The sequence below is a fragment of the Nostoc sp. genome, assembly GCF_036917515.1.
Classification (GTDB): domain Bacteria; phylum Cyanobacteriota; class Cyanobacteriia; order Cyanobacteriales; family Nostocaceae; genus Nostoc.
Window position 1 is genome coordinate 40,385 of record NZ_JBALDE010000104.1, and the last position, 10,746, is coordinate 51,130.

Consider the following 10,746-nt stretch of genomic DNA (forward strand, 5'->3'; position numbering starts at 1 on the left):
AAATATAGAGACGCGATTAATGGCGTCTGTCTTTTTTATACATTTGAGAATCAAGGATAACTAAATGAGTATTACTCCGGAGTCTGTTAAGCAATTGCTCAGTTCTGAGGATTTGGGCGATCGCTTACGTGCTGTAAATCAAATCCGCGAACTGGAACCTGCGATCGGCTTTGAATTAATTCAAAGTGCGATTGGCGATAGCAATTCCCGTGTCCGTTACACGGCGGTAAGTCAAATGGATACACTCGGAACACAAGATTTACAGTTATCTTTGGATATCTTGCGCGATCGCTTACTTAATGACTCCGAAGTAGATGTACAAGCAGCAGCAGCAGACTGTTTGGGTGCTTTAAAGTTAAGCGAAGCTTTTGAAGATTTACAGCAGCTTTATCATACAACCAGTGAATGGCTAATACAATTCAGTATTATTGCTACGTTGGGAGAGTTGGGCGATCCGCGAGCCTTTGAACTACTTAAAGAGGCACTTTCATCAGAAAACGAATTAGTCCAAACTGCTGCTATTAGTTCTTTGGGTGACTTGGGAGATGTACAAGCTGTTTCTCTCTTGGCTCCCTATGCTACCAATCCAGATTGGCAAATTCGTTATAGACTTGTACAAGCTTTGGCTCGTTTGAGTAATCCAGAAGCCAAATCTATATTAGAAACTCTGGCTAATGATGAAGTAGATGCGATCGCAAGCGAAGCCAAAAATTCTTTGCAGTCAGTTTAAATCTATTTTAGGTTAAGAAAATTCACCTTTAATAATAGATTTGTCTGGCAATATAAAAAATCGACCTAGTTGAGAAATTTTTGCATTCCAGCCAGATCGAATAGATAAATTAGAGTTACTTTTAGTTACTAAAAGTAACTTGTTTATATTTGAGGATAAATCTATTGAGCGAAACTCTTACGGCGACGAGACATAGCCATTACTGCACCTACTGCACCCAAGCCCAGTAATGCAGCTGGTTCGGGAACAGATGATACTGCCACACCTTTAAAGCTTGCCTTCAATATTCCATTTTTATTGTATGCATTCTCTGCTTGTGTTGCATTAATTTTTAAAGCAGTGAAATCAATGTTTCCTATTGCCTTACTTCCATCGTCAAACAATCCATAGAAATCAAAGCTGATATCTGTTCCTCCGAGGATTGATTTAAAAGTTGGTGTAAAAAGATTAGTTATACTAAGTAGCTTAACGCCATCTTTAGCACCAACATCTATAAATTTAGAAGGTAAATTGGCATTTAAGAAGCTGTAAATAGTCCCATTTGTATCGTTAAGAAAATCTCCATCTTTGTTCCCTAAAGTAATTGATCCTGGTGCAGGATTGAAGGTTATACCAGTTTTGGTGATGTTGGCTGTAGTGCCAGAACCATCAAATGTAAAGCCACCAGTGTATGCTTGAGCAGACCCAGCTGAGGTAAACATCCCAGCAGTAGCCAAGGGGATTGCAAAAGTAGCAGCCAGAGTAGTGTTTACTAATTTAGATTTTAAATTAATCATGATCGTTTGAGAGTGTTAATAATAACTTGGAACAGAGAAATTGATTGCTTAACCTTTACTATCAGCAATCTATTTAAAATACTGTCAGTGAAAGCGAAACTTACGTGATGTATTTCTTATCTCCATGAAATCACATAGATTTAGAACCTGCAATATTTACTGAGTGGTCTTCATCACATCTTCAACTAATGAATCGTCTTCATAAAATTTTAATTTCTTACATATCTGCGCTTCGTATATCTCTTACTCTCTGGAGTTCAAATTATTGGCAATATCTCTGACTTTAAAAAAACCTATTTACGTAACAGTTATAGAAGTAAAATTTTATACTCATAATTGTTTAACCATATTTTAGATAAATGGAGTATGCAGTGTATCTATAATCTTTATAGTTACCGATATTTAGTGAAATGGTTCCTCTCATAGAATGAATGGGAGGAACCGCTGTATTTGTTTACTATAGATAGTCTTTTTGAATGTTTGTAACAAACAGCTAGTTGCTAGCTATTACCTCTGTTCTCAAATCTGTCAGATTTTTAAAATGCTAAGAGCCATATACCTGTGGCCAGGTTGTCACAACAAAAACTATAACTGCGGCGATCGCTAACAACCCTTGAATCAAATTTCCCACTAAAGAGCCGACTACAATTCCTATACCTGCTTTAATCGCCAACCCAAATTCACGTCGGTAAACGTACTCACCAATAATTGCTCCCAAAAGCGGGCCTAGTAAAATTCCTAACAGTGGGCCTCCAAAAGGTAAAGTTGGCAATAATCCCAAAAATCCTACCACCAAACCAACAATTGCGCCAATTTGCCCCCATTTGCTAGCTCCAGCTTGTTTTGCTCCTACATAGCTAGCTAAAAAATCTACTCCGACACTGAGCAGTAAAACTATAATTGTTACAATTAGTGGAATCTTGATAGCTGCAAAAGAACTACTGACGATTCCCCAAACGATAATTGCAATTAAAATTAAGCTGCTACCGGGAATGGCTGGAACTACAGCACCAATAATACCCACAACCATTACAGCAACTAATAGCCAATAAATAATTTGCATAGATCAATTGTAAACTTCCAAATTTTCTCATCGGAACGCACATCTGCGCGCCCCTACTGTTTATTCTATCTGGGTAAGATAGCGAAAAATGCCTAGTACACTGTGGTGCAAGTTTGCCTAATTCTTCTAAACTGCTATTTAAAAGTTCAAAACCCATGACGAGAAAAATATTAACTGGACTAAGTTCTGAAGCCTACGAGCACCCCTTTGATCGCAAAGCCTTGGCTTCTTTGCAAAATATGCCCGGTGTCTCCCTACTACTCAAAAAAATTAACGAATATGGTATTGATCGCCTACTTAGACTGCAAAGCCTTGGTAGTGAAATCAGAATTTCGCCGCGTAATTTTCCCGAATTACATCAAACATTTGTAGAAACCTGCCAAATTCTTGATGTTGCTCCACTTCCTGAATTGTATCTATTTCGAGGCACAGGTCACATTCAAACCTACATTGTTGGCGTAGAAAAACCCCTTGTCGGTATCAATTTAGATGCAATGGAGTGGCTTGGTGTAGATGAGTTGCTTTACGTTTTCGGACACGAAATCGCTCGCATCAAGAGTAAGCATATGATTTATCACCAAATGGCAATTATTATGCCAACGTTGAAAAATTTGTTAAGCAGTACCACATTGGGAGTCGGTGGCTTAGTAGCTGGTGGAATGGAATTAGGTTTGTATAATTGGCGGATGATGGCTAGGTTTACTGCCGATCGGGCTGCAATGCTTGCTTGTCAGGATATTGACGTAGCAACTACTACACTGATGAAACTTGCGGGTTTACCAGATGAGTACTTGACTGCTGCTGTAATTGAAGATTTCCTCGTCCAAGCCCGTGAGTTTGCATCCAATAACTTTGATAGCGTGGATAAAGTCACTAAAATATTAAGCTATACAGAGCCTGGGCTTTCTTGGATAGTTATGCGAGCTGGCGAATTATTAAAATGGGTTGATTCAGGAGCTTATGATAATTTAATTCAACAGACAAATTTAAAGACAGCGGAAGAACTAGAAGAAAAAGAAGCAAAGACACTAGAAGAAAAGGAAGGTTGGAATTTTTTGACTTCTTGGTGAGTTAATAATTCGTAATTCGTAATTAACTTATAAAGGCTAAACAAATAACCTTACCCCATACCACTAACTACAATTTCACCAATTGCCTTTAAAATGCCTTACAACGCGTGATAACCCTCTAACCATAACAAATCATGTAAGAGAATATGATAATTGGTAAAAAGCTGCTTTACGTACTAATTTTTTGTGGGATGGGAGTTAACGGTTTTTTGTATCTGAGTTGGTTTTTATCACCTCCTAACCCTGATAGAGTAGGCTACTGGTTTTGGATATATTTATTTGTATTTCCTTATCTTGGCTTTTTGGGAATAGCTGCTTTAGTGCTAAGAAATTTACTTAGTATTCCTTCGAGTATTGGCATTATCTTGTTACTATATGTCGGAATTCTAACAATTCTTGCAAACTCGTTCCAGTTAGGCTTAGACTGGATGCTAGGTTGGTTACCTTATTTAGGCTATGAGTTTGTTCATTTGATTTTATTTGCCTTAACATTGTTGTGCCTAATTGTGTTTGTGCAACGGCGATATTAGCTTTAAGCATCTTTGGAGCCTAACGATATCTGATAGGAGCAATCGCACTCTTACACTCCCTGTCCCAAGGCACTTCCAGAAAATAAAATGCTCAGCTGTATCAATAATATTTTTGGCACAATCGAGATATCTAGGCGTTTTCGTCCTCAAGGTGAAAGCGACGGCTGGGCTATCGGGACTTAAACATTTTTGAGGGAGAAACAAGCCTCAAACCTATGCAGAGTAAAGGAAATACACCAAATGCTCAAAAATAGCCCAAACCCAGATATATCAAGGAACCAAGCAAAACGATGTCAAAGTATTTCTGTATATGGATTTGAGGCTATTTTCTGGGTGTTTTTTGTCTAAGTCCCACTATTTTATTTGTTGGATCTCCCCAAAACAACTCACGCTCCCACTGCTTAAAACTGCCCTGGTTCTGCAAGATGGGCAGTTTTTTCTTGCACTAGTCTTGTATATTTTTACAAAATTGGGATGCTTCCTATAAATACGAGCAAGTCAATTTGAGGTAGTAATTACAAATTAGAGTTATTCTCACAGATGACAAACCTAAATTTAGGTTAAGTTGTTTGCTTGGATAAATTCGAGCCAAGAGTAACGGCTAATTTATCAGCAATTCCTGCAATCCAGTTTTCATCTTGTTTGGTGTAACTTCGAGGAGCATTTGCTCCCAAAATTAATGCACCTTGGTTGCCAATAGGTTGACAAATTACACCTTGAGTATTTTCTGGTAAATAATCAAATTCAAACCTACCTGGATATATTTTTAGAGCAACTAGATAAATCGGTTTTTGTTTTTCGAGTACCTGTTTTAAGATTACTCCTGGCACAACTTCAGATTTAGTACCCAGAATGCCGCGACGCAACAAAACTTTACCTTGATAAAAAACCACAAGCGATCGCGTTACTGTATTGGTCAACAATAAATGAGATGCCCAGGCTAGCTCTGTTTTCACGGCTTCGGGTAAATCTGCTGCAAGTATAAAACCTTCTTCTCCAATTAGTTCTACAGTATCAGGCGATCGCGGCTGAACTTGCTGCCAAATTAAACCCGTCAAAATTAACACTGCACTCAAAATCACGCCCACGACATCACCACGCGATTGAGACTGGGTTAATTCTGGTGTTAATAAACGGTTAATCAGTAAAAGCACAGCGCCTAGCCCACCTACGACAATGGGTAGACGCCGCAAAACTCGATTAGGATCAGGTTTAGTCATTAGAAATTGGGAATTGGGAATTGGGCATTGGTTATTAATTATTCTCCCCTGCTCCCATGGTTACTGAGCGTAGTCGTTGGCGCAGCCTCTCGTAGAGAAGTATGCTCCCCTGCTCCCTGATCCTCACTCCTCCCCTGGTTCAATAATCCGCTGGAAAAGATAACCAGTACCCCGCGCAGTGAGAATCAATTCTGGGTTGCTAGGATCATCTTCTAATTTTGCCCGCAAACGTGATATATGCACATCTACTACGCGGGTATCCACATGACGTTCTGGTGTATAACCCCATACTTCCTGCAAAATTTCCGAACGAGAAAAAGCTTCTCCAGAGCGACTGACTAACAACTCTAACAAGCTGAACTCCATACCCGTCAATCGAATGCGCTCATCGCCTTTATAGACTTGTCGCTTATTTGTATCGATTTTAATATTAGCGACATGGATTACCCCAGAACTGGGAATTCCAGAAGCACCGTTTTTATCTACTCGCCGTAGCACAGAGCGAATCCGGGCTTCTAACTCCTTGGGGGAAAATGGTTTAACTACGTAGTCATCAGCACCTAATTCTAATCCAGTGATGCGATCGGCTACATCACCCAAAGCTGTTAGCATAATAATGGGGACATCTGATTCTTTTCGTAATTCTTGACATACACCATAGCCGTCTAGCTTTGGCATCATTACATCTAAAACTACCAGGTCAGGCTCTGCTTTGCGAAAAGTATCCAAAGCTTCTTCCCCGTCGCCAGCCGTCACTACATCGTAGCCAATCATGGAAAGGCGTGTTTCCAAAATCCGGCGAATGCTGGCTTCGTCGTCTACCACCAAGATTTTTTCTTTATGGCTTTCCAAGTTTCTCTACGCTCCTTAACTAAAAATTTACATGATTAATTTTTAATACCATAATATTAAGATATCATTCCATGAATTGATTTGGAAAAAGCTCTAAATACCACTATTATTGGTTTTTAGTTTTTTTCAATAATTAAGTAAATATTAAGATTATTTAATAAGATTTAAGAATGGCAAAGCCAAAAACATTTTATATTTGTAACGAATGTGGAGCAGAATCGCCCCAGTGGTTTGGTAAGTGTCCAGCTTGCGGCACTTATAATTCTCTAGAAGAACAAATTTCTATTCAATCTTCAGTAGATGTGCCCAGTCGAGGGGGAGTAAGTGGTTGGCAATCAGCCCAAGGCAATGGCAAATCTCACGGTAAACCAGCTAAAGCGCGAGCCTCTTTAACATTCGATCAAATTACCGATCGCCAAATTGCTCGTTGGGAGTCTGGTTATGAAGAATTAGATAGAGTGCTTGGAGGTGGGGTTGTCCCTGGTTCTATGGTGCTGATTGGTGGCGATCCAGGTATTGGTAAATCGACCTTATTGTTGCAAGTATCTAATCAATTAGCACAGAAATACCGCATTCTTTATGTAACTGGTGAAGAATCGGGACAGCAGGTAAAATTACGAGCTTCCCGTTTGGGAGTATCAAAAACCCTAAATGTGGTAAACAAGGATCAGATAACAGTAGTAGGAGATACTACACTTCGTATAAACCCTGACAGTATCGGTGCAGATTTATATGTACTGCCAGAAACAGATTTAGAAGAAATTTTACGGGAAATAGACTCTCTCAAACCAAATGTAGCGGTGATTGATAGTATCCAAACAGTGTTTTTTCCGGCGCTGACTTCTGCACCAGGTTCGGTAGCTCAGGTACGGGAATGCACCGCAGCACTGATGAAAGTGGCGAAGCACGAAGATATTACCATGCTGATTGTGGGACACGTCACCAAAGAAGGAGCGATCGCCGGGCCAAAAGTTTTAGAACATTTAGTCGATACAGTGTTGTATTTTGAAGGCGATCGCTTTGCCTCGCATCGGTTATTACGCACAGTCAAAAACCGCTTCGGTGCAACTCATGAAATCGGCATCTTTGAAATGGTGACAGATGGATTGCGAGAAGTTGCCAATCCCTCAGAGTTATTTTTAGGCAACCGTGATGATCCGGCTCCGGGTACGGCTATTGTGGTGGCTTGCGAAGGTACTCGCCCGATAGTTGTGGAATTGCAAGCTTTGGTGAGTCCCACAAGTTATCCATCCCCTCGTCGTGCAGCAACTGGTATAGATTACAACCGCTTAGTGCAAATTCTTGCCGTTTTAGAAAAACGAGTAGGAATTCCCATGTCCAAGTTAGATTCTTACGTTGCTTCGGCGGGTGGGTTGAATGTGGAAGAACCAGCGGTAGATTTAGGAATTGCGATCGCAATTGTAGCTAGTTTTCGCGATCGCATTGTTGATCCCGGCACAGTATTAATCGGTGAAGTTGGGTTAGGTGGACAAGTGCGATCGGTTTCCCAAATGGAACTAAGGTTGAAAGAAGCAGCTAAATTGGGATTTAAACGAGCGATCGTCCCTAAAGGACAAAAATTCCCCGATCTTGATATCGAGATTTTACCCGTTGCCAAAGTAATAGATGCGATTATTGCCGCCATCCCGCATCAAGAATTGACAGCCGACGATTTAGAACCCGATGAAGATGAGTAGACCTATTGTAAAAATCCTTGAATCACCCCTCGTTGTAGCAAGTGGGGTGGGATTAAGGGGGGTCTATTCGACTTATGCAAGAGGTCTAGTAATTATAGCCCCCCTTCTTCAGGCAGGGGAGTTGGGGGGATCTAAAATAGTCAAACACCAGCGTAAAATCCGCGATAACACCACCTCAAAGGACAATCCACCATGACAGCCCTCACCCAAGACTACCAAATCACTTGGGAAAAACTACCCGATGATTACAAGCTGCCAGATGATCCAGTGGATAACATCAACCAACCAGCATTAGCTGCTGCACTTACAGAAAGCCTACAATTAGCCGGAAAAATTTTAGCTAACGCCCTAACAACAACTAATTACGGCATTTGTGCCACTCTAAACAACAAAATGGTCATTAAAGCTCCTGATTGGGCTTTCATTGCCAAAATTAATGTTAGTAGAGAAGAAGTAATACGCAGTTACACACCTCAATTACAAGGTGACATTCCCGTAATTGTGATGGAATTTGTTTCCGATACACAAGAAACAGAATATTCTATCAAAGCAACATATCCCCCAGGAAAATGGTTTTTCTACGAGCGCATCTTAAAAGTGCCAAACTACATTATTTTTGAGCCAGATAGCGGCAGTTTCGAGATGTATCGCTTGGACAACACCGAACAATACATTTTGCAAGAGCCTGATGAAAATCAACGCTACTGGATAGCAGAAATGAATCTTTACCTTGGGGTGTGGCAAGGTACTCGTGAAAATCGCCCAGGAAAGTGGTTACGATGGTTGGACGAACAAGGAAACCTTCTACCTTGGGGTACAGAATTAGCCGAACAAGAACGCCAACGCACTGAACAAGAACGCCAACGTGCCCAACGACTAGCAGCACAATTGCGAGATGCAGGAATTGAACCTGAAGATTAGACTTTTTGTAAATAATTTAGGATTGCTAGGTTTAGTTAAAAATTTGCTAAATCTAGCATTTTTTTATAGCAATAAAATTTTAAATAACTCGAATTTGGCTTAATTTATTAACATTAAAATTTCGGAATTATTGATAGAAATTTTTTGATTTATAGTTGGCAAGTATAAATTTATACATTAAAATGAAAACATGATAAAGGCGATCGCCCAATCCCGCAAAAGATGAATGCGATCGCCCTTATCTGGCCCCCTTATCAGGAGATAAATACAATCATGGCACAAGAAGAAGATTCCGCCCAGTCAAAATTAGAACAGTTCTTAGGTGAGTATTTAGATACACCTACTGTCATACAATCAACTGAACAGCCATTTCCCAAGAGAGAACCGATTAAGCATATATTGATTGGTTCAACCAAAGCTGTTACCAGTACAATTCACTATTTGCAGGTAATTGGCTACGCCAGTGTAGGGGATTGGAGTCCACTGGTACCAACTGGCAGCCCAGATGAGGTAATGAGTATTTTAATCCGGCAAATTCTGATGCAATAAACCCTAATTAGATCCCCGATTTTTTTAAAAAGTCGGGAATCTGGACAGTGCAAATTTTCACAAATCAGATAGGATTATTGGATTAATTTCTGTCTATTCCCATGTCCCTGTTTTCTGTCTCGTTGGATTCTCGCGCTTCATTAGCAATCATCCCATTGATGTAGGTAACAATTATTACTAACTCCCCAATTGCTTCGAGTTCAGCCGCTTCTTCTAATGTCTGAGAATCAACTGTTTTTTTATCAACAAGTTCTTGCATCCGATCTGACAATTCATCTGTAATTTTAAATAGATTAATATTACTGACTTTTTCAAGTTGAATACCTTTCTCTAGCCAGGATGAGGGTTTAATAGGTGCGATCGCCATAATTTTATTACGATTAGAATATACTGCTTATTGTAGGCTGCATCAGAATCGCCTAAAGTTTAGGCTTAGGAAAAGAAGTAGTTGCAAGTTAGGAACATGGTATAGGATTCCTATTTGATTTTTGAACAAGACTCAGTACGTATCTATCCCTTTTTTTCTGTACCCTGTACCCTGTTCTCTGTTCCTTCTCCACGCAAGTAAATTTAGGAATCAAACCGGATTCCTATATTTGATTGGGACGAAGCAAAAGCCAAAAGCAATCTTGTCAAGCATAATGTTTCTTTTGATGAAGCTACTTCTGTTTTTGACGAGCTGCTGTTTTTAACCTTTGCCGATCCAGAACACTCCCTTCAAGAGCAACGTTTCATTATTATGGGAGAATCAGCCAAAGGGCGATTACTAGTTGTCGCTTATACTGACCGTGCAGGCACCACGCGCTTAATCAGTGCCCGTCCAGCTACCCGTAAGGAACGCAAAGCTTATGAGTCAGACCTCTGAAATGGATGATGACTTACGTCCTGAATACGCCTTTACTCAACTCCCAGTTATAGCGCGGGGTCAAGGGCGTAAACGATCCACCCTAACTGTTCAGTTAGATCCCGATGTAGCAGCAATTTTTCCAGATTCTGCGGCAGTTAATGAAGGACTGCGCCTATTAATAAGATTGATTCAACAAACATCATCCCAAGCAGGTGTACAGTCTGTAGCTGCATCAAAAGAGGCATAGCTATTAATCTCAACTGCTTCAAAACACCGCATAACAACCTTCATCACATTGTCGAGCAAAAACGATGTCTACGACGGGCTACGCCTACGCCCGATTTAATCTAAAAATGCGATCGCCATAAATTTATTACGATTGAATACACTGCTTATTGTAACCTGAGTTCGGGATAAGGAAAGGAGCAGGTAGTAAGCTGAAAATAGCGTTAAATCCAGCACCTGCCCTATGTTTAGTTTAGAAGCATTAT

At 40.1% G+C, this 10,746-nt stretch carries 13 protein-coding genes; 8 read left to right on the plus strand and 5 right to left on the minus strand.

Annotation, left to right across the window (positions count from 1 at the left end; translation table 11 throughout):
* The first annotated feature begins 64 nt into the window (after positions 1-64).
* Positions 65-730, plus strand: coding sequence for a phycobilisome degradation protein NblB (nblB, locus tag V7K89_RS13290; RefSeq protein WP_335187754.1), 666 nt, complete (start codon positions 65-67; stop codon positions 728-730).
* Between the two features lie 161 nt (positions 731-891).
* On the opposite strand, the gene V7K89_RS13295 is transcribed toward nblB, so the two are convergent.
* Both V7K89_RS13295 and V7K89_RS13300 read right to left on the minus strand, forming a co-directional pair.
* Positions 892-1,506, minus strand: a complete 615-nt coding sequence (locus tag V7K89_RS13295; RefSeq protein ID WP_335187756.1) for a PEP-CTERM sorting domain-containing protein — start codon at positions 1,504-1,506, stop codon at positions 892-894.
* A gap of 544 nt (positions 1,507-2,050) precedes the next feature.
* Complete coding sequence (locus V7K89_RS13300) at positions 2,051-2,569, minus strand: DUF456 domain-containing protein (RefSeq protein ID WP_335187758.1); 519 nt, start codon at positions 2,567-2,569, stop codon at positions 2,051-2,053.
* A 155-nt stretch (positions 2,570-2,724) separates the two neighbouring features.
* On the opposite strand from V7K89_RS13300, the gene V7K89_RS13305 reads away from it, so the two are divergent.
* Together V7K89_RS13305 and V7K89_RS13310 are read left to right on the plus strand one after the other, a co-directional pair.
* A complete protein-coding gene (locus V7K89_RS13305) occupies positions 2,725-3,639 on the plus strand; it encodes a M48 family metallopeptidase (RefSeq protein WP_335187760.1) in 915 nt (304 codons plus the stop codon).
* A 146-nt stretch (positions 3,640-3,785) separates the two neighbouring features.
* On the plus strand, positions 3,786-4,169 hold the full coding sequence (locus V7K89_RS13310) for a hypothetical protein (RefSeq protein ID WP_335187762.1): 384 nt from the start codon (positions 3,786-3,788) through the stop codon (positions 4,167-4,169).
* Positions 4,170-4,729: 560 nt separating this feature from the next.
* Here V7K89_RS13310 and V7K89_RS13315 read toward each other — a convergent pair.
* A complete protein-coding gene (locus tag V7K89_RS13315; protein WP_335187764.1) occupies positions 4,730-5,389 on the minus strand; it encodes a cofactor assembly of complex C subunit B in 660 nt (219 codons plus the stop codon).
* Positions 5,390-5,512: 123 nt separating this feature from the next.
* Positions 5,513-6,241 (minus strand): response regulator transcription factor RpaB, encoded by a 729-nt coding sequence (rpaB, locus tag V7K89_RS13320; protein ID WP_335187766.1) that lies wholly within the window; start codon positions 6,239-6,241, stop codon positions 5,513-5,515.
* A gap of 170 nt (positions 6,242-6,411) precedes the next feature.
* On the opposite strand from rpaB, the gene radA reads away from it, so the two are divergent.
* From radA to V7K89_RS13335, 3 genes are all read left to right on the plus strand, one after another.
* Positions 6,412-7,938 (plus strand): DNA repair protein RadA, encoded by a 1,527-nt coding sequence (gene radA / locus V7K89_RS13325; protein ID WP_335187768.1) that lies wholly within the window; start codon positions 6,412-6,414, stop codon positions 7,936-7,938.
* Between the two features lie 192 nt (positions 7,939-8,130).
* On the plus strand, positions 8,131-8,859 hold the full coding sequence (locus V7K89_RS13330; RefSeq protein WP_335187770.1) for a Uma2 family endonuclease: 729 nt from the start codon (positions 8,131-8,133) through the stop codon (positions 8,857-8,859).
* Positions 8,860-9,132: 273 nt separating this feature from the next.
* Entirely contained in the window at positions 9,133-9,408 is a 276-nt protein-coding gene (locus V7K89_RS13335) for a hypothetical protein (RefSeq protein WP_335187772.1), read from the plus strand.
* 82 nt (positions 9,409-9,490) lie between these two features.
* Here V7K89_RS13335 and V7K89_RS13340 read toward each other — a convergent pair whose 3' ends face one another.
* On the minus strand, positions 9,491-9,775 hold the full coding sequence (locus V7K89_RS13340) for a hypothetical protein (RefSeq protein WP_335187774.1): 285 nt from the start codon (positions 9,773-9,775) through the stop codon (positions 9,491-9,493).
* 225 nt (positions 9,776-10,000) lie between these two features.
* Between V7K89_RS13340 and V7K89_RS13345 the strand changes: the two genes are divergently transcribed.
* Both V7K89_RS13345 and V7K89_RS13350 read left to right on the plus strand, forming a co-directional pair.
* Positions 10,001-10,273 (plus strand): BrnT family toxin, encoded by a 273-nt coding sequence (locus tag V7K89_RS13345; RefSeq protein WP_335187780.1) that lies wholly within the window; start codon positions 10,001-10,003, stop codon positions 10,271-10,273.
* Complete coding sequence (locus V7K89_RS13350; protein ID WP_335187776.1) at positions 10,257-10,502, plus strand: hypothetical protein; 246 nt, start codon at positions 10,257-10,259, stop codon at positions 10,500-10,502. Before V7K89_RS13345 ends, V7K89_RS13350 begins: the two co-directional genes overlap by 17 nt.
* The last annotated feature ends 244 nt before the right edge of the window (positions 10,503-10,746 follow it).

Coding starts and splice junctions, on each gene's coding strand:
- V7K89_RS13335 (WP_335187772.1), top strand. CDS start 9,133: ATGGCACAAGAAGAAGATTCCGCCCAGTCAAAATTAGAACAGTTCTTA.
- V7K89_RS13340 (WP_335187774.1), bottom strand. CDS start 9,775: ATGGCGATCGCACCTATTAAACCCTCATCCTGGCTAGAGAAAGGTATT.
- V7K89_RS13315 (WP_335187764.1), bottom strand. CDS start 5,389: ATGACTAAACCTGATCCTAATCGAGTTTTGCGGCGTCTACCCATTGTC.
- nblB (WP_335187754.1), top strand. CDS start 65: ATGAGTATTACTCCGGAGTCTGTTAAGCAATTGCTCAGTTCTGAGGAT.
- radA (WP_335187768.1), top strand. CDS start 6,412: ATGGCAAAGCCAAAAACATTTTATATTTGTAACGAATGTGGAGCAGAA.
- V7K89_RS13330 (WP_335187770.1), top strand. CDS start 8,131: ATGACAGCCCTCACCCAAGACTACCAAATCACTTGGGAAAAACTACCC.
- V7K89_RS13295 (WP_335187756.1), bottom strand. CDS start 1,506: ATGATTAATTTAAAATCTAAATTAGTAAACACTACTCTGGCTGCTACT.
- V7K89_RS13350 (WP_335187776.1), top strand. CDS start 10,257: ATGAGTCAGACCTCTGAAATGGATGATGACTTACGTCCTGAATACGCC.
- V7K89_RS13305 (WP_335187760.1), top strand. CDS start 2,725: ATGACGAGAAAAATATTAACTGGACTAAGTTCTGAAGCCTACGAGCAC.
- V7K89_RS13310 (WP_335187762.1), top strand. CDS start 3,786: ATGATAATTGGTAAAAAGCTGCTTTACGTACTAATTTTTTGTGGGATG.
- V7K89_RS13300 (WP_335187758.1), bottom strand. CDS start 2,569: ATGCAAATTATTTATTGGCTATTAGTTGCTGTAATGGTTGTGGGTATT.